Annotated in this window: 17 protein-coding genes; 7 read left to right on the top strand and 10 right to left on the bottom strand. The window is 73.7% G+C overall.

Translation table 11 applies throughout. The features are described from left to right. Window positions 1-10 precede the first annotated feature (10 nt). Window positions 11-2,014 carry an ATP-binding protein gene (locus B5D80_RS11590; RefSeq protein ID WP_088643841.1) on the top strand — a complete coding sequence of 668 codons (2,004 nt, stop codon included), beginning with the start codon at window positions 11-13 and terminating at the stop codon, window positions 2,012-2,014. Continuing rightward, window positions 2,011-3,174: an acyl-CoA dehydrogenase family protein gene (locus B5D80_RS11585; protein WP_088643840.1), complete on the top strand. Its 1,164-nt coding sequence runs from the start codon at window positions 2,011-2,013 to the stop codon at window positions 3,172-3,174. Before B5D80_RS11590 ends, B5D80_RS11585 begins: the two co-directional genes overlap by 4 nt. An 8-nt stretch (window positions 3,175-3,182) precedes the next feature. Here B5D80_RS11585 and B5D80_RS11580 read toward each other — a convergent pair whose 3' ends face one another. Both B5D80_RS11580 and B5D80_RS11575 read right to left on the bottom strand, forming a co-directional pair. Beyond that, window positions 3,183-4,223, bottom strand: coding sequence for a hypothetical protein (locus tag B5D80_RS11580; RefSeq protein ID WP_088643839.1), 1,041 nt, complete (start codon window positions 4,221-4,223; stop codon window positions 3,183-3,185). After that, window positions 4,220-5,161 carry a transporter substrate-binding domain-containing protein gene (locus B5D80_RS11575; protein ID WP_088643838.1) on the bottom strand — a complete coding sequence of 314 codons (942 nt, stop codon included), beginning with the start codon at window positions 5,159-5,161 and terminating at the stop codon, window positions 4,220-4,222. Before B5D80_RS11575 ends, B5D80_RS11580 begins: the two co-directional genes overlap by 4 nt. A 219-nt stretch (window positions 5,162-5,380) precedes the next feature. On the opposite strand from B5D80_RS11575, the gene B5D80_RS11570 reads away from it, so the two are divergent. Beyond that, window positions 5,381-5,707: a hypothetical protein gene (locus B5D80_RS11570; protein WP_144081645.1), complete on the top strand. Its 327-nt coding sequence runs from the start codon at window positions 5,381-5,383 to the stop codon at window positions 5,705-5,707. On the opposite strand, the gene B5D80_RS11565 is transcribed toward B5D80_RS11570, so the two are convergent. The 7 genes from B5D80_RS11565 to B5D80_RS11535 form a co-directional block, all read right to left on the bottom strand. Continuing rightward, window positions 5,694-7,250 carry a serine/threonine-protein kinase gene (locus B5D80_RS11565; protein WP_088643836.1) on the bottom strand — a complete coding sequence of 519 codons (1,557 nt, stop codon included), beginning with the start codon at window positions 7,248-7,250 and terminating at the stop codon, window positions 5,694-5,696. The genes B5D80_RS11570 and B5D80_RS11565 overlap by 14 nt on opposite strands. Window positions 7,251-7,280: 30 nt before the next feature. After that, complete coding sequence (locus tag B5D80_RS11560) at window positions 7,281-7,799, bottom strand: hypothetical protein (RefSeq protein ID WP_088643835.1); 519 nt, start codon at window positions 7,797-7,799, stop codon at window positions 7,281-7,283. Between the two features lie 163 nt (window positions 7,800-7,962). Next, the gene (locus B5D80_RS11555; protein WP_088643834.1) at window positions 7,963-11,538 is read right to left on the bottom strand and encodes an adenylate/guanylate cyclase domain-containing protein; all 3,576 of its coding nucleotides are present in this window, start codon (window positions 11,536-11,538) and stop codon (window positions 7,963-7,965) included. Then, the gene (locus tag B5D80_RS11550; protein WP_088643833.1) at window positions 11,535-12,335 is read right to left on the bottom strand and encodes an MBL fold metallo-hydrolase; all 801 of its coding nucleotides are present in this window, start codon (window positions 12,333-12,335) and stop codon (window positions 11,535-11,537) included. Before B5D80_RS11550 ends, B5D80_RS11555 begins: the two co-directional genes overlap by 4 nt. A 123-nt stretch (window positions 12,336-12,458) precedes the next feature. Further along, entirely contained in the window at window positions 12,459-12,920 is a 462-nt protein-coding gene (locus B5D80_RS11545; RefSeq protein WP_088643832.1) for a RidA family protein, read from the bottom strand. A 12-nt stretch (window positions 12,921-12,932) separates the two neighbouring features. Next, window positions 12,933-13,088: a Sp36 family protein gene (gene sp36 / locus B5D80_RS11540; protein ID WP_088643831.1), complete on the bottom strand. Its 156-nt coding sequence runs from the start codon at window positions 13,086-13,088 to the stop codon at window positions 12,933-12,935. A gap of 45 nt (window positions 13,089-13,133) precedes the next feature. Then, window positions 13,134-13,619: a hypothetical protein gene (locus B5D80_RS11535; protein ID WP_088643830.1), complete on the bottom strand. Its 486-nt coding sequence runs from the start codon at window positions 13,617-13,619 to the stop codon at window positions 13,134-13,136. Window positions 13,620-13,946: 327 nt separating this feature from the next. Here B5D80_RS11535 and B5D80_RS11530 point away from each other — a divergent pair, with 327 nt between their 5' ends. Genes B5D80_RS11530 through bagB form a run of 3 tightly spaced genes read left to right on the top strand, consistent with a single transcriptional unit; the run spans window position 13,947 to window position 16,756 of the window. Beyond that, complete coding sequence (locus tag B5D80_RS11530; RefSeq protein WP_088643829.1) at window positions 13,947-14,552, top strand: Rv0361 family membrane protein; 606 nt, start codon at window positions 13,947-13,949, stop codon at window positions 14,550-14,552. A gap of 26 nt (window positions 14,553-14,578) precedes the next feature. After that, the gene (bagA, locus tag B5D80_RS11525) at window positions 14,579-15,556 is read left to right on the top strand and encodes an ATPase BagA (RefSeq protein WP_088643828.1); all 978 of its coding nucleotides are present in this window, start codon (window positions 14,579-14,581) and stop codon (window positions 15,554-15,556) included. A gap of 54 nt (window positions 15,557-15,610) precedes the next feature. Next, entirely contained in the window at window positions 15,611-16,756 is a 1,146-nt protein-coding gene (bagB, locus tag B5D80_RS11520) for an ArsA family ATPase (protein WP_211291463.1), read from the top strand. Between the two features lie 70 nt (window positions 16,757-16,826). Here the strand turns inward: bagB and B5D80_RS11515 are convergent, their stop codons facing one another. Continuing rightward, window positions 16,827-17,147: a WhiB family transcriptional regulator gene (locus tag B5D80_RS11515; protein WP_088643826.1), complete on the bottom strand. Its 321-nt coding sequence runs from the start codon at window positions 17,145-17,147 to the stop codon at window positions 16,827-16,829. 402 nt (window positions 17,148-17,549) lie between these two features. On the opposite strand from B5D80_RS11515, the gene B5D80_RS11510 reads away from it, so the two are divergent. Continuing rightward, window positions 17,550-19,994 carry a penicillin-binding protein gene (locus B5D80_RS11510; protein ID WP_088643825.1) on the top strand — a complete coding sequence of 815 codons (2,445 nt, stop codon included), beginning with the start codon at window positions 17,550-17,552 and terminating at the stop codon, window positions 19,992-19,994. Window positions 19,995-20,035: the final 41 nt, after the last annotated feature.

The raw sequence follows: 20,035 nt of genomic DNA, 5'->3' as shown, positions 1-20,035 counted from the left end.
GCAGGGGCTCGTGATTCGGAAACTGCTGGTGGCCAACCGGGGGGAGATCACCAGGCGGGTCTTCGCCACCTGTCGGGCGCTCGGTGTGGCCACGGTCGCCGTGCACTCCGACGCGGACGCCGACGCGCCGTACGTGGCCGAGGCCGACGAGGCGGTCCGGCTGCCGGGGAACACGCCCGTCGAGACGTACCTGCGGGTCGGGTCGATCCTGGACGCGGCCCGGCGCACCGGCGCGGACGCCGTACACCCGGGTTACGGGTTCCTCGCCGAGCACGCCGGCTTCGCGGCGGCGGTGACCGACGCGGGCCTGACCTGGGTCGGTCCGCCGGCCGGGGCGATCGCCGCGATGGGCGACAAGATCGCCGCGAAGGAACTGCTCGCCGGGGCGGGGGTGCCGATGCTGCCCACCTGGACCGACGGCGACGCGGTCACCGACTTCCCGGTGCTGGTCAAGGCGTCCGCCGGGGGTGGCGGCCGGGGGATGCGCATCGTCCGCGACCCGGCCGACCTGCCGGCCGCCGTCGACTCGGCACGCCGCGAGGCCGCCGCCGCGTTCGGCGACGGCACGGTCTTCGTCGAGCGGTACGTCGATCGCGGCAGGCACGTCGAGGTGCAGATCTTCGGCGACACCCACGGTACGGTCGTGGCGCTCGGCGAGCGGGACTGCTCGATCCAGCGGCGGCACCAGAAGATCGTCGAGGAGGCCCCGGCGGTGCTGCCCGACGGGGTGCGGGAGCGGCTGCACGCGGCGGCGGTCGCCGCCGGGCGGGCGGTCGACTACGTCGGGGCGGGGACTGTGGAGTTCCTGCTCGCCCCGACGGGCGAGTTCTTCTTCCTGGAGATGAACACCCGGCTCCAGGTGGAGCACCCGGTCACCGAGGCGGTCACCGGGCTGGACCTGGTCCGGCTGCAACTGCTGGTCGCCGAGGGTGGCGCGCTGCCGGTGCCGGCGACCCCGCCGGCCGACGGCCACGCCATCGAGGTACGGCTGTGCGCGGAGGACCCGACGCAGGGGTTCCGGCCGGCGACCGGCACGCTGCACCGGTTCGCGGTGCCCGGGGTGGCCGGCGAGTTCACCCCGACCCGGGGCCTGCGGCTCGACTCGGGGGTGGGCACCGGGTCGACGGTGGGCGTGCACTACGACTCGATGCTCGCCAAGCTGGTCGCCTGGGCGCCGACCCGGGGGGAGGCGGCCCGGTCGCTCGCCGGGGCGCTGGCCCGCGCCGAGCTGCACGGGGTGGCCACCAACCGGGACCTGCTGGTCCGGGTGCTGCGCAGCGCGGAGTTCGGCGCGGCGCAGGTGGACACCGGGTTCCTGGACGCGCACCCCGAGGTCTTCGCGCCGCTGCTGCCGGCCGACCGGCTCCCGGTCGCCGCGCTGGCCGCCGCGCTCGCCGGTGCCGCCGCACGCCGGGCCGCCGCCCCGGTGCTCGCCGCTCTCCCCTCGGGTTGGCGCAACGTGCCGGCCCTCCCCCAGGTCGTCAGGTACGCCACGGCGGCCGGGGACGAGATCGAGGTGCGCTACCGGCTGGACCGGTCCGGCGCGCTCGCCGACTGGTCCACCGACCCGACCGTCGCCGGCCCGACGGCCGACACACCGGACGCCCCGCCGTTGGTGGAGCTGGTGTCGGCGGCACCGGACCGGGTGCTGCTCGACGTGGCCGGGGTACGGCGGGTGTTCCGCGTACACCGGGCGGGGTCGGCGGTCTTCGTGGACGGCCCGGACGGGGCGGCGGAGCTGACCGAGCTGCCCCGGTTCCCGCTGCCCCGCGCGGCGCTGGCGGTCGGGTCGCTGCTCGCGCCGCTGCCCGGCACGGTGACCCGGGTGCACGTCGGGGCCGGTCAGCGGGTCGCCGCCGGGGACCTGCTGCTGACCCTGGAGGCGATGAAGCTGGAACATCCCGTGCTCGCCCCGACCGACGGTGTGGTCGCCGACCTGCCGGTGCCCGCCGGTGGGCAGGTCGAGACGGGTGCGGTGCTGGCCGTGGTCAACCCCGAGGAGGCCCCCCGATGAACTTCGACCTCACCCCCGAACAGGATCAGCTCCGCGACGCCGTCCGCGCGCTGGGCCGCCGGTACGGCCACTCCTACTTCGTCGAGAAGGCGAAATCCGGTGGGCACACGACCGAGCTGTGGGACGAGGCCGGCCGGCTCGGCTACCTGGGGGTGAACGTCCCCACCGAGTACGGCGGCGGTGGTGGCGGCCTCACCGAGCTGGCCATCGTCTGCGAGGAGCTGGCCGCCGCCGGCTGTCCGTTGCTGCTGCTGGTGGTGTCGCCGGCCATCGCCGCCACGGTGATCAACCGGCACGGCACCGAGGAGCAGCGCAAGCGGTTCCTGCCCGGGTTCGCCGACGGCTCGCTGAAGGTGGTCTTCGCGATCACCGAGCCGGACGCCGGGTCGAACTTCCACCGGCTCGGCACGGTGGCCCGCCGCGACGGCGACGACTGGCTGCTCTCCGGCCGCAAGTGCTACATCTCCGGCGTGGACGAGGCGCAGTACGTGCTGGTGGTGGCCCGTACCGAGGACGCGGCGAGCGGGAAGCTCAAGCCCGCGCTGTTCCTGCTGCCGACCGACGCGGCGGGGTTGACCCGGTCCAAACTGGACATGGAGATCGTCTCTCCGGAGAACCAGTTCCTGCTCTATCTGGACGACGTCCGGCTGCCCGCCGACGCGCTGGTCGGCGGGTCGCTGGACGCCGGCCTGCCGGCGCTGTTCGCCGGGCTGAACCCGGAGCGGATCACGGTCGCCGCGATGGGCGTCGGCACCGGCCGGTACGCCATCGAGCGGGCCACCGACTACACCGCCACCCGTAGGGTCTGGGGTGGGCGGAGCATCGGCGCGCACCAGGGTGTGGCGCATCCGTTGGCGCACGCGGCGGTGCAGGTGGAACTCGCCCGACTGATGATCCACAATGCGGCCACCCTGTACGACGCGGGCCGCGACCTGGAGGCCGGCGTCTGCGGCAACATGGCCAAGTACGCGGCCGGGGAGGCCGCCGCGCTGGCCGTGGACACCGCCGTGCAGGCCCTCGGCGGGGCCGGCATGACCACCGAGTACGGCGTGGCGACGCTGCTGGGCGCGGTGCGGGCCGGTCGGATCGCCCCGGTCAGCCGGGAGATGATCCTCAACTTCGTCGCCCAGCACGTGCTGGGCCAGGAGAAGTCCTACTGATCCGTCGGTCAGCGCACGGCGCGGCAGGCCGCGTCGGTACGGTGCACCGGGCGCACCCGCCGGCCCAGCCCCTCCAGCAGCGAGTCCTCGACGTGGTAGTCGCGGATGCGCAGCCGGTGCCGGGGCAGCTCCTCCTCGCTGGGGCAGAGCACCTGGGCGCGGACGTCGTCCACCGGCACGTACCGGACGCCGCCGCGTTCCTGGAGCAGCACCATGTTGACGTCGTCCACGGTGACCACGTGCCCCCGGACGTCCTCGGTGACTCCGGGGCTCGACTCCACGGTGGTCACGGTGAGCGGCAGCACCGGGGTGGTGATCACCGGCAGCGCCGCCCAGACCAGCATGGCCAGCACCGCCGCCTCGGTGACCGACGCGAGCGGCCGGATCACCGCCCCGGGCAGCGGGCCGGTGACCGCGAGGGCGAGCAGCGGCGGGGCGACGAGCAGCGCCAGGACGAGCAGTTCCCGTTGCTGCCACGCGTCGACGAGGGTGGGGGCGAGCAGCCACCCGTAGCCGCCGAGCAGCGCCACCACGATCAGCGTCCGGGGTACGACGTGCTCGTGCAGGCGGGCCGGGGTGAGCTGGAAGGCGGCGACGAACGCCGGCAGCAGCAACGGCAGGTAGAGCAGTTGCCAGGTGACCAGGGCGGTGAGGAAGCTGGCCAGCACGAACCAGGCCGGGGTGAGGTCCGCCCAGCGGACGAAGAGCGGGCGACGGACGGTGGGCGGCATCCGTTCGACGCTGACCCGCAGCACCGCGCCGAGCGCGAAGACCGCGACCAGGCCGGTGGAGAGCAGCCGGGCGGCGGTGGTGAGGAAGCCGGCGAGCAGGTTCACCGGCCCGACGTTCGCCACCAGCAGCAGCGTGGTCTGGAGTTCGCCGCCCGCCTCGACGCCGAGCCGCAGCACGGAGAAGATGGCGGGCACCCCGACCACGGCCGTCCAGAACGACTGGCTGGCCCGCGCCCGCCGCTCCACCGCCGGGTCCCAGCCGTCGCGCACCGCAACGGTGGTGGCGCCCAGATCCTGCGGTACGGCCGGGGCGGTCACCGGGTCGGCGCCTTGTCGTCGAAGTCGACCAGTTCCGGCACGTTCAGCGGCTGGGGCTGTGCCTTGTCCGCCTTCAACCACGGGCCGAGGGACTTGTTGTAGGCGGTGAGCCACGGGCTGCTGATCCCGCTGCGGCCCTGGAGGTAGCTCTTCTGGAGGGCGAAGGCGACCAGGTCGCGCAGGGCGGGGTCACCGATCGGCACCCCGATGCCGAGCAGTTCGCTGGTGCCGAAGGGCATGTCCACGATCTCGAACTCGGTCGGGTAGAGGGAGAGGAACCCGGCGAGGATCGTCTCGTCGGAGCTGACCGCGTCGTAGCGGCCCTCCCGGATGCCTTTGACGCAGTCGCCGACCTCCTTGACCACCAGCGCCTTGACGTCGTGCTTGGCCAGCTCGGCCTCGGTGGTGGAGCCGCCGCTGGTGCACACCTTGTAGGCCGGTTCGCGGAGGTCCTCGATGGTGCGGATCTTGTCCCTGAGCCGGGTCGGCACCATCACCTCCTGGGTGGTGACGAAGTACGGCCCGGCGAAGCTGACCAGCTTCTCCCGCTCCTCGGTGATGGAGAAGCTGGAGACCACCAGGTCGACCACGCCCCCCTGGAGGGCGGGGATGCGGTCCTCGGTGGTCACCGAGACCCACTCGATGCGCTGGTCACCCTCGTAGCCGAGGTAGGAGGCGACGTAGCGGGCGATCTCCACGTCGAAGCCGGAGTGCACACCGTTGCGCAGCTCGCCCATCAACGGCTCGGTGGTGGCCACCCCGATCTTGATCTTCGGCTGACCGTCGATGTGCGACTCGCGCAGCTTGTCGCGGACCGAGGGCAGCGACGGCTCACGGCGGTTCTCGCAGCCGGCGGCGGCGGCCAGGGTGAGGGTCAGGGCCACCGCCAGGGTGGTGGTGACCGATCGGACCCGGTGGCGGGTGGAGATGTGGTTCATCGGCGCACCTCGCTGACGGACAGCCTGGGGGACACCGAGGGTAGCGGCTCGGGTCCATCTCCGTCGCGCCGCCCGGCCGGCGGCGCGGCCGGCGTGGCCCCGGAAACGGCGGGGCCACCCACCGGGACGGCATCTCGACGTTTGTCACTCTAGGCAGAACGGTCAACCACACCGGGCCGTACGGTTTGACAGCACGCCCGAAAAGGCCATGCTTGGCGGGTGAGGCGATTCCTGAGACCGGACGCGCGGACCGTGGCGGTGGTCGCGGCGCTGGCGACCGGCGCGGTGGTGGTGGCGCTGGTCTTCCGGCATCCCGCCGGCATCATGACTGTGGGGTTGGCGCTGCTCGGTGTCCTCTTCGCGACGGTGACCGGCACCGCGCTGGCGGCGCTGCGCGAACGCGACGACCGGGAGACACCGGCCGTGCCGCCCCCGCCGGGGCAGTTGGAGCCGGGCTCGTTCCTCGACGCCGACACCCTCGACGCGTTGGACAGCGCGGCGGTGCTGAGCCGGCTGCACCGGATGCGCGAGGTCAGCGACCAGTGAGGGTGGGGGCGACCAGGGCGTCCACGCCCCGCCCGGCCAGGCAGCGGTAGGTGCGGTCGAGATCCTGCTCGCCGGGTGGCAGCACTTCGAGCCGCCAGCCGTTGGTGTAGTCGATCCCGCTGGTCAGCCGGAACGTCCGCGCGTTGCACACCGACCGGACGGTCGGGTCGGCGCTGATCGTGGCGTGCCCGGCGGTGGCCAGCGCGGCCGGCAACTGTCCCTCCACGTAAGTCTCCCAGGTGTGCCGCCCCTCGCAGGAGACCTGGGCGGCCTCGGCCCGGTCGCCGCGCAGCCGGACGGGGCCGAAGCACTCCAGCACGGGGGCGCACCGGGCGCCGGGTGGCAGGACCGCGGCGGTGCCGTCGGAGGCGCAGCCGGGCAGGGTGCCCCAGCGGGCGGCCGGGCTGGACGAGCCGACGGTCGACGGGGCGGCGGTCGGCCCGGCCAGCGGCGGCGCGCCACCGGCGACCCAGGCCCCGGCGCTCGCCGAGGCGGCCAGGGCGAGCACCCCGGCCCCGCCGAAGAACCAGCGCCGCCGCCGACGTGCGCCGTGCGGCACGGTCGGGTGGTCGTCCTGGGTCGGGGGGCGTTGGGCGGGCTGCCCGGTGATCCGTCCGGGCTGGCTGGTGGTCCACCCGAGGGTGTACGGCCCACCGCTGCCGGTGCCCCCGGACGGCCCGCCGGAGACCGGGGCGCCGCTGACCGGGGCGGGGGCCGGGTCGACGGGCAGCGCGGTGAGCAGGTCGCGCAGTTCGAGGGCGGAGGGGCGGGCGTCGGGGTCGTTGGACATCCCGGCGCGCAGCACGTCGACCAGCTCGGTGGGCACTCCCGGCAGGTCGGGGATCGGGTGGTGGAACAGCTCCAGCACGGTGACCAGGCTCGGGTTGCGCTCGGACTGCCAGCGCGGGGGGCGTCCGGTCATCACCGCGTAGAGGGTGGCGCAGAGGGCGTACACGTCGACGGCAGGTGACGGCGGGCTGTGGTTGAACATCTCCGGCGGGGCGTAGGCCGGGGTGAGCACCTCCAGGGTGACCGAGGCGTCCCGCGCCTCGGCCAGCACGGCCAGCCCGAAGTCGGCGAGCACCGCCGAGTTGAAGTGCGAGTGCAGGATGTTGGCGGGCTTGACGTCGCGGTGCAGCACCCCGGCCGCGTGCGAGTGGGCCAGCGCGTCGGCGATCTTGATGCCGAGGTCACGGGTCTCGGACGCGTCGAGCGGCGAGGTGCGCATCCGCTCCGCGTACGACCCGTCGCACAACTCCATGATCAGGTAGGGGTGCTGGTCGACGGTCACCCCGACGTCGAAGAGGTCGACCACGTGCGGGTGCGAGGACATCCGCCCGGCCGCCCGCGCCTCCCGCAGGAACCGGGCCTGGTCGCGTTCGTTGTCCAGGGTGCGGTTCTCCACCTTGACGGCGACCTCCCGACCGACGGAGATCTGGGTGGCCCGGTAGACGGTGGCGTAGCCGCCCCGGGCAAACACCTGCAGGTCGGTCAGACCGGGCACATTGGGCAGCCGGAGGGCGCCGGGCGGGGTCTCGGTCACGGCTCGAAAATACCCGTTCCGCCGGGGCGCTCAGCGGTCCGTACCGGCGGCGGTGGCCGGACCGGCGGCGGCCGCCCGGCTCGTCGCGCCCCCGGAGACGCCGCTGACCTGGGACGGTGTCGAGTTGGGAGCGCTACCGCCCCCACCTGCGGATCGGCGGGCGTCGAAGCGTAGGCCGAGCGCCGTCGCCACCGCGCCCGCACCCTCCCACAGCGCCACCCCGATGAACCGGTCCGGTGCCACGTCGGCCAGCACGGTCAGCGTGAAGACGGTGAAGGTGACCAGCCGGAAGACCACCGTGAACCGGTAGAACGCCCGCCACTCGGTCGCCACCGCCAACAGGTAGTAGACGCCCATGTTGAACGAGGCCATCGAGGACGCGGTGAGGAACGTGCCGGTGTAGTCGCCCGGTGCCCGGGTCGCCGGCACCTCGAAGCCGAGCATCCGCAGCTGCGCCTCCGGCCACACCAGCCCGAGCGCACCGAGCAGCACCGCGAGCACCCCGAAGACCGCGATCGTCCAACCGGCGCCCGAACGCGGCAACCTCATCCTGCCCCCCACCCGACGGCGCGACCGGCACCGAGTGGCGGTCGCGTGAAGTGACACGCTAACCGTCCCGGCCGACAGGCGCACATCCCCGGAACCGACAGACCTGCCGTCCGCGGACGATCGCGCCCGGCGGACCACCGCCGGCACCCGCCGACCGTCCCGGTCAGACCCCGGCGGCCAGCCGGGCCGCCAGGGCGTCGGCGCTGGCCCGTTCGCTGCGCTGCTCGGTGGCGTAGGCCAGCCGCACCGCCTCCTGCGCGCTGGCCAGCGCCTCGGCCGGGAGGCCGCAGGCCGCCAGCGCCTCGGCCAGCACCCCGGCGCCGATCACCTGGCTGCGGACGTCCTCCGCCGGGGCGGCGACCGCCCGTCGGGCCCAGTCCAACGCCTGTTCCGTCTGACCGTGGGCGAGCAGCGCGGAAGCGTACCGGGCGAGGGTCTGCCGGCGGGAGAACAGCAGGGTCGGCGTCTTCGCGGCGGTCGTCGCCACCGGGGCGAGCAACCCGACCGCGGTGGCCGGGTCACCGGCGGCGAGCCGGGCGGTGGCGAGCAGCACCCGGGGGGCGGCCTGCGCCGGGGCCTGCGGGTTGTGCGGTTCCACGGCGGTCAGCACCGCACGGGCGTCCCGCTCGGCGGTCTCGCAATCGCCCATGTCCAGCGCCACGAAGCCGCGCAGCGTGCCGGCCATCCCGGTCAGCAGCGGGTGCGACGTCCGCCCGGCGTACGCGAGAGCGTCGGTGAACAGGTCGGCGGCGTGCTCCGGCTCGCCCAGCCCCCGCGCCACCACCCCCCGCACGACCAGGGCGAACCCCCGCCCCCAGTCGTCGGAGACGGCGGCGAAGTCCCGGTACGCCCGGCGGGCCGACCGGTCGGCCTCGGCCACCTCGCCCAGTTCCGCCCCGGCGAACGCCTCGACCGCGCGCAGTGTGCCCACCGCCCACGCCTCGCCGACCCGTTCCCCGAACGGCAGGAAGATCCCGGCCAGCCGGCAGGCCTCCCCCAGCCGGCCGGCCAGCAGCCGGGCGAAGGCGGTGGTGCCGCGCAGCCAGGCCCGCCCGTACGGGTCCTTCAGCTCGGCGAAGAGCCGGGCGGCCCGGCCGAGCACCGCGTCGGTGCCGGCGAAGTCCCCCCGGGTGGTGGTGACCCAGGCGAGGTTCTGCAACGCCCACGCCTGCCCGCGCGGGTCCTTCGCGGCGAGGCTGATCTGGTAGGAGGCGGCGAGCCGGCTGCTCGCCTGCCCGAGCCGGCCGGCGACGAAGTCGGCCATCCCGAGCCGGCGCATCGCCGACGCCCGCAGGTTGGTGACCTCCCCGGCGGTGGCTACCTGCAACGCCTCCTGCCAGCTGGCCACCGCGCGGGCCTGGTCGCCCTGGGTCTGGTGGGCCTGACCGGCGAGCAGCAGGGCGCTGGCCCGGGTGCCGGCGTCGTCACCGGCGTTGGCGGCGATCTTCTCGGCGAAGGCGAGCGCGTCACCGACCCGGCCGACCTGGAGCAGCGCCCGTGCGTGCACCACCCGGTCGGCCGGCGGCAGCCCGTCGCGGGCCAGGTCGGCGGCGCGTTCGGTGTACTCGACGGCCAGTGCCGGCTCGCCGGCCTGCAACGCCCGGCGGGCGGCCCGGCCCAGCGCGGCCACCCCGAGGCCGGCGACCGTCCGGGCCGGCGAGTCCGGCCGGAGCTTCACCGCGTCGGCGAGGACGGCGGCCCGCTCGACCTGCTCGGCCACGAAGTCGTCGCGGGCCGCGTCGGTGAACCCGCCCGGCGGGGCGACCGACGCGCCGGGGACGCCTGTCGCCCAGCGGGCCAGCGCGGCGTGCCGTTCGGCGAGTTCGGCCTTGCTCACCCCGGCGTAGGCGGCCTCCCGCATCAGCGGGGTGGCGAACGCGAAACCGCTGCGGGTGCGGTGCAGCATCCGGCGTTGCAGCAGCTCCTCCACGGCCCGTTCCAGCTCGACGGCGGCCACCGCGCCGGGCCGGCCGGCCGGCCCGGACCGCTGCTCACGCAGCGCCTCCAACGCGCCGGTGGGCACCACGTCGCCGACCACGGCGGCGTCCCGCAGCACCGACCGGGCCTCCGGCGGGAGCGCGTCGATGCGGGCGGCCAGCACGGCGGCGAGGTCCCGGGAGAGCAGCCGGCTGCCCAGCGACCCGGGCACGAGCCGCCAGCCACCGTCGGGGCCGGCGGTCAACGCCCCCCGTTCCCGCAGCAGGGTGACCAGTTCGGCCAGGTAGAAGGCGTTGCCCTGGGCGGTGGCGAGCAGCCGGTCGGCGTCGGCCTGGGGCAGCCTGCCGCCGTTGAGATAGCTGGTGAGCAGGCGGGAGGCGTCCGCGCCGCGCAGCGGCGGCAACGGTTGCACCTCGGCGTCGGCGATCCAGGTCAACGCCCCGGCGGTCCGGACCAGCTCCGGGCGGCCCAGCAGCATCACCAGGACCGGTCCGGTGAGCCGGGACAGCGTCGCGCCGAGGGCGGCGATCGTCTCGCCGGTGGCGTCGTGCAGGTCGTCGACCACGATCACCAGCGGCGCCTCGGCGGCCAGGGCGCTGAGCAGCCCGGCCACCGCGACCGGCACCGCCTCGGCGTCGGCGGCCGGCGGGGTGGCCCCCCAGCCGCCCTGTTCACCGGGGCTGCCGGCGGGCAGTTCGGCGTACCCGAGCAGGGCCAGGAGCTGGTCACCGGCGAGCGGTGGCGCGTCGGCGCGCAGCCGGCCGAGCCGCTGGGCGAGCCGGCGCAGCCGTTCCTCCACGGCCGGCCGGGTGAGCGCGGTGGAGGTGTCGCTAGGCAGACCGACGGCGGCCCGGACCAGGTCGGCCAGCGGGGCCAGCCGGCGGCGCTCACCGAAGGCGGCGCAGCGCACCGAGAGCACCCGGGCCCCGCTGTGCGCGGCGTACCGGCCCGCGCCGACGTCGTAGCCGGCGGCGAGGCGTTCCACCTCGGCGGCGAACCGGGACTTGCCGATTCCCGCCTCGGCGGTCATCAGCAGCACCCGGGGTTCGCCCCGGTCGATCACCTCGGCGAGCCGGCCGGCGACCCGGCCGATCTCGGTCTCCCGCCCCACGAAGGGCGCCTCGTCGCCGAGCCCCGACCGGGTGCCCGGGGCGTCGAGCAGGCCCAGCAGCTCGTACGCCTCGACCGGCTCGCGCTTGCCCTTGAGCCGCAGCGGGCGCAGCACCCGCCAGGAGGCGACGTGCCGGGTGGCCGACGAGGTGCGGGCACCGGCGTAGATCGCGCCGACGGCGGCGGCGTCGGCCAGCCGGGCGGCGGTGTTCACCGTGTCCCCGATGACCGTGTACTCGATGGCGGCCTGGATACCGGCGATCACGTCGCCGGTGTTCAGCCCGACCCGCAGGCCGAGCGGTGCGCCGCCGCCGCGTTCGTCGTCGAGCACCCGGCGCACCGCCCGCTGCATCGACAGGGCGGCCCGGACGGCCCGTTCGGCGTCGTCCTCGTGGGCCACGGGCGCGCCGAAGACCGCCATGATGCCGTCGCCGGTGAGCTTGTCGACGTGCCCGCCGAACGTCTTCACCGCGCCGGCGAGCGCGGCGAGCACCCGGTCGGTGACCGCGCCGACGCGTTCCGGGTCGAGGTCCTCCGACCAGGAGGTGAACTCGGACAGGTCGCCGAAGAGGACGGTGACGACCCGGCGTTCGGCGGTGGGCAGGCCGGCGGCGGCCGGCAGCGCCGCGCCGCAGTTGTGGCAGAACCGCGCGCCCGGGACGGCGAGCGTGCCGCACACCGGGCAGGTCACGGCTGCTCCACTCCCAGGTACTCCAGTTGGGCGCGGACGGACCACTCGGCGGCCCACCACAGCGACCGGTCCACGTCGGCGTAGACGGTCGCCACCACCTCGGGTGCGGTGCGCGCGCCCGCGTCGACGGCGGCCCGGACCTGGTCGAGCCGGGCCCGGCGGTGGGCGAGGTAGAAGTCGGCCGCCGCGCCGCAGTCGGCGAGCGCCGGGCCGTGGCCGGGCAGCGCCGGGATTCCCTGGTACGCCGACAGCCGCTCCAGGCTGGTCAGGTAGTCGCCGAGGTGGCCGTCGGGGTGGGCGACGACGGTGGTGCCCCGGCCGAGGATGGTGTCCCCGGTCAGCACCACCCGCTCGGTGCCGTACGACACCTGTAGGCAGACGGAGTCGGCGGTGTGCCCGGGGGTGGCGATCAGGTCGATGCCCAGCCCGTACCCGTCGAGCTGCCCGGCGGCCCCGGTCAGCGGGTCCCCGCCGACGGTGTGTGCCGGGTCGACGGCGAGCACGGGGACCCCGCCGATCAGGTCGCTCAGCCGGGGGGCGCCCTCGGTGTGGTCGGGGTGCCCGTGGGTGATCAGCACGAGCCCGACCGGCCCGGACGCGGCCACGGCGGCGAGGTGCCCCTCGTCGGCCGGGCCGGGGTCGACGACGACCGCCCGTGCCGCGTCGGGGGCGCGCAGCAGCCAGGTGTTGGTGCCCTCCAGGGTCATCGGCCCCGGGTTGGGGGCGCGCAGCAACGTCACCCACTGCGGCAGCCGGTCGGCCGGCGCGGCCGGCGGTGCCGTCACATGCCCGGTCATGGCTGCGATCGTACGACCCTGTGCGCCACTCCCCGCGATCTTGCCGAACCGGCCCACTGGTTTGTGGTCCTTCACGGCTTTCGACCGACCGGTCGGGTCACCTCGCGGGGAGTGGCGGTGCGGTCAGGCCACCTCGACGATCAACTCGATCTCGACCGGGGCGTCCAGCGGCAGCTCGGCCACCCCGACGGCGGAGCGGGCGTGCCGGCCGGCCTCCCCGAAGACCGCGCCGAGCAGGTCCGAGGCTCCGTTGATCACGGCCGGCTGGCCGTGGAAGCCCGGCGCCGAGGCCACGAAGCCGGTCAGCTTCACGATCTTGACGATGTTCTCCAGGCCGACCAGCGAGTCGACGGCGGCGAGGGCGTTCAGCGCGCACCGCTCGGCGAGGTCCTTGGCCTGCTCGGGCGAGACACCCGCGCCGACCTGGCCGGTGGCGAGCAGCTTCCCCTCGGCCACCGGCAGTTGACCGGAGACGTAGACGTGCTGACCGGACTGCACGGCTGGCACGTAGCTGGCCACCGGCGGCACCACGTCGGGCAGGGCCAGGCCGAGTTCGGCCAGCTTGGCGTGGGGTCCGTTGCTCATCGTCGGACCCCTTCAGCCCTTGGGACGCTTGAGGTACGCGACCAACTGGTCCGGGTTCGGGCCGGGGATCACGGCGACGAGTTCCCAACCGTCCTCGCCCCAGTTGTCGAGGATCTGCTTGGTCGCGTGGACCAGCAGCGGGACCGTGGCGTATTCCCACTTCTGCATCGGTGGAAGGCTCCCTTGCCTGGCGTGGACTGTGTCGTCGACAGCCTACGGTCCGGGTGACGGCCGGGGCGCGGGACGCTGCTCGGGGGCGGTGGGCAGCTCACCGCACTGCCCGGCGTGGTCGTACGGCTGGGGGCAGCGGGACCGGTCGGGCAGCAGCAGGTCGCAGAAGACCCGGTGCCTGTTGTTCTGGTCGTCGGCGGTGGAGACGGTGGTCTCGCCGGCGTCGAGTTCGACGAGGAAGCCCAGCGAGGTGGCCACGGTCCCGGCCAGCGCGGTCGCCGCCGCCAGGTCGGCCACCCGGATCGGCAGGTGGATGACGTAGCCGGGCTCCTCGTCGTCCCGGCTGCGGTCACCGGGGCGGCCGAGCATCCGCAGCACCTCGGTGGGTTCGGCGCAGCGCCGGTAGGAGCGCTCGTTCATCGGCAGCCCCACGCCCGGGGCGTCCGCGTCGCCGGCCGAACCTCCCCGCCTCCCCCGGTCTCCTGGTGCTGAGAAGTGGGCTCGGGCGATGTTCTCCGCGTCGCGCATGTACCTTCCTCCGGCCTCGTACCGTGAATGACCGCCGTCCGGACCGGGCGCCGACCCGATCCGCTCCCCCACACCCGGACGAACGTAGGACCCCACCCGGGGCAGGGACAACGAGACGCGCACGCTTGATCACACAAAGTCACATATGCGACACTCGCTTGGTCCGGAAGGCGATCGCGACCCACCGCAGGTCGTGAGCGGTCCGCCACGCGCCGCCCATCGACCGTTACCCTTGCGCCTCGGACGGGCGATCAGGGGTCGCCCGCCGCGCCCGTACCCGCGTCGTCGCCAGGGGCGGCGACGGCGCCCCATCCCCCGGGGGACCACATGACCCATCCACCGTTCGGTGGCGCGAGCGGATCGCCAGGCGGCCCACCGCCACGGCAGGACCCACCAGACCCGGGCGGTACGACCGCCCCCGGCCTCCCCCCGTCCGGTGTCGGCGCGCCGCCGTCGGCGGGGCATCCCGGGTACCGGGCGGCGACCCCGGCCCGGCGGCGCGGCCCGCTGGTCGCCTGGCTCGCGCTGGCGGCGGCGGTCGTGCTCTGCGGCGGCGGTGGGACGCTCGCCTTCCTGACCCTGCGCGACGCCGAGGGCGGCGAGGGGGCCAAGGAGCCGACGGTGGCGGTGGACGGCTTCCTCACCGCCGTCTACCAGGAACGCGACGCCGCCAAGGCGACCGCCTTCGTCTGCGCGGAATCGCGCGACCCGCAGAAGATCAACGCCAAGGTGGCCGAGGTGCAGCGGTACGCCACCACCTACATCAACCCGCGGTTCCGCTGGTCCAGCCCGACAGTCGACAGCCAGAACGGTGACCGGGCCACCGTCTCCACCACCCTCACCATGACCACCGCCGACGAGAAGATCGCCGAGCAGCCGTTGCGGTTCACCGTCGTACGGAAGACGGGTTGGTGGGTCTGCGAGGTCGGCTGACCGCGCGGGGTGGATAGGCTCGACCGGTGCGAGCAGCTGAGCGGCCGGCCGACCCGGCCGGTACCGGGTGGCCGTCCCGCCTGCACGTGGTGACCGGCAAGGGCGGCACGGGCAAGACGAGCGTGGCGGCGGCGCTGGCGCTCGCCCTGGCCGCCGGCGGCCGCCGCACCCTGCTGGTCGAGGTGGAGGGCCGGCAGGGCATCGCCCAGCTCTTCGGGGTCGACCCCCTCCCGTACGCCGAGCGGCACCTCGTCGACGCCCCCGGCGGCGGCGAGGTGCGCGCCCTCGCGGTGGACGCCGAGGAGGCGTTGCTGGAGTACCTCGACATGTTCTACAAACTCGGCGCGGCCGGCCGGGCGCTGCGCAAGCTCGGCGCGATCGACTTCGCCACCACCATCGCCCCGGGCCTGCGGGACGTGCTGCTCACCGGCAAGGTCAAGGAGGCCACCACCCGCACCGCCGGCCAGCGCCGGGTGTACGACGCGGTGGTGCTGGACGCCCCGCCGACCGGCCGGATCGGTCGCTTCCTCAACGTCACCGCCGAGACCGCCCGGCTGGCGAAGGTCGGCCCGATCAAGACCCAGAGCGACGGGGTGTCGGCGCTGCTGCGCTCCCCGATGACCGCGGTGCACGTGGTGACGCTGCTGGAGGAGATGCCGGTCCAGGAGACGGTGGACGCGATCGCCGAGCTGACCCAGCTCGGCTTCCCGGTGGGCCGGGTGATCGTCAACGCGGCCCGCCCGCCGTCGACCACCGGCCGGGTGGTGACCCGGGCCGAGCTGCGGCGCGGGCTGGCCGCCGCCGGCCTGCCGACCGACCAGGCGACCGTGGCCGGGCTGGCCGGCGAGGCGCGGGACCAGCAGGTACGCCGGGAGCTGGAGGATTCGCTGCGGACCGACCTGGTGGAGCTGGGGCGGCCGGTCACCGAGCTGCCGTTGCTGCCCGACGGGGTGGATTCGGCCGGGCTGGCGGCGTTCGCCGAGATCCTCCGTCGGGCGGATTGACGCACACCTCACGTCGGCCCGGACGCACGGACCCCACCGGCCCGATACGCTCGATTGGTGCCTTCCGAAGACGCGGCGCCCGTGCTGGACGTCGACCAGATCCTCGCCGACCCCGGCGTGCGCATCGTGGTCTGCTGTGGCGCAGGTGGGGTGGGCAAGACGACCACCGCGGCGGCGCTGGCGCTGCGGGCGGCCGAGCGGCACGGCCGGCGCACGGTGGTGCTCACCATCGACCCGGCCCGCCGGCTGGCCCAGTCGCTCGGCCTGACCGAGCTGGACAACACCCCCCGCCGGGTCAAGGGGATCGACGTCGAGGGCGGCGGCGAGCTGCACGCCATGATGCTGGACATGAAGCGCACCTTCGACGACGTGGTGCTCCAGCACACCGACCCGGCGAAGGCGGCGGAGATCTTCGCCAACCCGTTCTACCAGGCCATGAGTTCCACCTTCGCCGGCACGCAGGAGTACATGGCGATGGAGAAGCTCGGCCAGTTGCACGCCCGGGGCGAGTGGGACCTGATCGTGGTGGACACCCCGCCGTCCCGCTCGGCGCTGGACTTCCTCGACGCCCCGGCCCGGCTCTCCCGCTTCCTCGACGGCCGGATGCTGCGGCTGCTGCTCGCCCCGGCCCGCAGCGGGGGGCGGAGCATGTTCAGTTTCGTCACCGCCAGCTTCGGGATGTTCTCCAAGGTGGTGCAGAAGGTGCTCGGGGCGCAGCTGCTGACCGACCTCTCCGGTTTCGTGGCGGCCCTCGACTCGATGTTCGGCGGGTTCCGGCAGCGGGCCGAGCAGACGTACCGGATCCTCCAGGCCAGCGAGACGGCGTTCCTGCTGGTGGCGACGCCGGAGCCGGACGCGGTCCGGGAGGCTGCCTACTTCGCCGGGCGGTTGGGCGCGGAGCGGATGCCGCTGGCCGGGCTGGTGCTCAACCGGGTGCACCGGCCGGCGGTGGGCCTGGACCCGGCGGCCAGCCGGGCGGCGGCCGACCGGCTGGCCGATCTGGGCGGGCACGACGTCACGGTCGACGTGCTGCGGGCGCACGCCGGGCTGGCGCAGCAGGCGGCCCGCGAGCAGCAGGTGGCCCGGCGGTTCACCGAGGCGTTCCCGGCGGTGCCGACGGTGTCGGTGACGGCGCAGCCCGCCGACGTGCACGACGTCGACGGGCTGCGGACGATCGGCGCGGCGATCAGCCACCCCTGACCTGCGGGCCGGTCCACCTGGCCGGGCCCGCGCCGGGCGGACCGTGGTCCGGTCGGACCACGGTCGGGTCTCAGCCGGCGGCGGTGACCAGGATCTTGTCCTTGCCGCTGCGGTCCTTGGCGTTCTTCTTCATCGCCGCCTCGAACATCTTGCGCCAGCTCGCCACCTGCGGGTGCCGGCGCAGCAGGGCGCGGCGTTCCCGTTCGGTCATGCCACCCCACACGCCGAACTCGATGCGGTTGTCGAGCGCGTCGGCCAGGCATTCGTAGCGCACCGGGCAGCTTCGGCAGATCCGCTTCGCGACGTTCTGCTCGGCGCCCTGTACGAACAACGCGTCCGGGTCCCCGTTCTGACACGCCGCCAGCGACGGCCAGTCAGTGATCATCCCCATCTGTACACGTCCCCCCTTGCAGTACCAACCGACTCGTGCGACCAGCCGTCGTTCCCCCCGGTCGTCCGGCCCGTTCCTTCCCCAAGGAGGCACGGACGACGTGTGGCTCGTGTCGCCGCCACCATCATGCTCTGTAGTCGCATGATTACGCAACGTTGTCGACGAAATCCAACATTCCGGACAGTCCCGGCTTCCCGGGCCTTCGATCGCCGCTTACCCCGTCGGAGTACGTGAAAACGCTGCGCGGGCTCCACCGATCGGTGGAGACTCGGCGCGGTCACCCGCAACCTCGCAGCGGGGGTCGTGCGTTTAGCACAACGAGGTCGGCGCGCGCAGGAAATGGGGAAAGAACGCCCCGGCGCCCCTCGTTCCCTACTCGCGTACCCTGTCGAGGTGACCTGGATGCGGAAACGTGACCACAATGTCTTCACCAACGCCGCATCGCTACTGATCTGCGGCCTGCTGGCCGGTGTGGTGGTGGCGGCGGCGGCCTTCCCCGCGGTGGCGATGTCCGGCCTGGCGGCCAAGGCCGGCGCCGAGACCTTCGGAGCGCTGCCCAAGGAGCTGACTGTGGCCCGCGCGCCACAGATCACCTACCTGCTCGCCAACGACGGCAAGACCCCGCTGGCGACCATGTACGACGAGAACCGGCGCGACGTGAAGCTCGCGGACATCTCCCCGTACATGCAGAAGGCGATCATCGCCGCCGAGGACCACGACTTCTACAAGCACAACGGCGTGGACATCAACGGCGTGGCGCGGGCCTTCGTCAACAACCAGTCCGGCACCAACTCGCAGCAGGGTGCGTCCACCCTGACCATGCAGTACGTCCGGCTGGCCATCGCCTACTCGGCCACCCACCCGGCCGACGTGGTGGCCGCGACCGAGGACACCAGCTCCCGCAAGATCCGCGAGATGCGGCTGGCCCTCCAGGTCGACAAGGAGTTCTCGAAGGACGAGATCCTCACCCGTTACCTGAACCTCGCCTCCTTCGGCAACGGCGCGTACGGCGTCTTCGCCGCCAGCCAGGTGTACTTCGGCAAGTCCCCCAAGAACCTCAAGATCGAGGAGGCGGCGCTACTGGCCGGCATGGTCAAGGCGCCCACCACCAACGATCCGACCACCCGCAGCGGTTACCCGCTCGCGCTCGACCGGCGTAACTACGTCATCGACAACATGATCAAGACGAAGGCCGTCACCCAGCAGGAGGGGGACGCCGCCAAGGCGACCAAGCTGGTGGTGAAGGACAAGCGCACCCCGAACGGCTGCGTCGCCACCAACCAGAAGGACTGGGGCTTCTTCTGCGACTACTTCTACCGCTGGTGGCTCGGGCAGGAGACCTTCGGCTCCACCACGTACGACCGGGAGCGGCGGCTCAAGAGCGGCGGCTACACCATCACCACCACGCTCGACGTGCAGGCGCAGAACGGTGCCGACCGGGCCGTCCGCAAGAACCTCGGGGTGAACAGCAAGGCCGCCCGGATGGTCGCCGCGATCGAGCCGGGCACCGGTCGGGTACGCGCGCTGTCGGTCAACCGGAACTTCAAGATCGATGACCCGAAGAAGCCGCAGAACAAGTACTCCAGCGACCCCAAGAAGGCCAAGAAGAAGATCCGGGGCAACTACCCCAACACGGTGAACCCGCTGCTCAGCGGCGGCCAGGGCATCACCGGCTACCAGGCCGGCTCGACGTTCAAGATGTTCACCATGGTGGCCGCGCTGGAGAAGGGCATCCCGCTCGCCTACCCGATCAACTCGCCGCCGGTCTTCAAGTCGGAGTACATCGTCGAGCAGAACTCGCCCGCCGCCTGCCCGGGGACGCACTTCTACTGCCCCAAGAACGCCTCGGCGAGCATGGCCGGCGTGCACAACATGTGGACCGCCTTCGGCAGCTCGGTCAACACCTACTTCGTCCCGCTGGAGCAGCAGGTCGGCGCGGAGAACGTGATCAAGGCGGCGCAGAAGCTCGGCATCACCTTCCGCAGCAGCGACGACGCCCGCCGGGCCACCAAGGAGGGCGGCGCGAACCAGTGGGGCGCGTTCACCCTGGGTGTCTCCCAGACCACCCCGCTGGAGTTGGCGAACGCCTACGCCACCCTGGCGGCCGACGGGAAGTACTGCGAGCCGATCCCGGTGCAGCAGATCAAGGACCCGGAGGGCAACAAGCTCGACGTCGCCAACCCGCGCTGCGAGCAGCGGATCTCCACCGAGGTGGCCCGGGCCGCCGTGGACGCCGCCCGTTGCCCGGTCGGTGACCGGTCGTCGGTCTCCAAGTGCTCCGGGGCGACCGCCCGCAACGTCCGGGGCATCGTCGGCAAGCCGGTGGCCGGCAAGTCCGGCACCACCGACGGTGACAAGACCTCGGCCCTGGTGGTGATGACCAAGCAGTTCGCGGTGGCCGGCATCATGGCCGACCCGGACTGGCCGCAGACCAACCAGAGGATGGGTCACGACGAGACGCCGACCGGCATCAACCCGGCGGTCTACCAGACGCTGCGGGACGCCATGAAGGGCAAGCCCGGCATCGAGTTCACCCCACCCAACGGCAAGATCATCAACGGTGACCAGCGTTCCATCCCGAACGTGAAGTGCCAGTCGGTGGACGGCGCCCGGGGCAAGCTCAAGGAGGCCGGCTTCTCCGTCGTCGTCTCCGACAACAAGATCGCCTCGGAGTGCCCGGCCGGCACCGTCGCCGGCACCAGCCCCAACGGCCGCACCATCAAGGGCGGCGTGGTCACCATCGAGGTGAGCAGCGGCGGCGGCAGCACCCCGAACCAGGGCGGCAACACGCCCGGCGGGCCGGGAGGACCGGGAGGACCCGGGGGCCGGCCACCGAACGGCAACTGACCCCTACCGACGACGACGGGCGGGCACCCCACACGGGGTGC

It is taken from the genome of Micromonospora wenchangensis, from assembly GCF_002210435.1.
GTDB classification, from domain to species: Bacteria; Actinomycetota; Actinomycetes; order Mycobacteriales; family Micromonosporaceae; genus Micromonospora; species Micromonospora wenchangensis.
The sequence above is the reverse complement of the archived record's forward strand: the minus strand, read 5'-3'. Positions and strand labels throughout refer to the sequence as shown.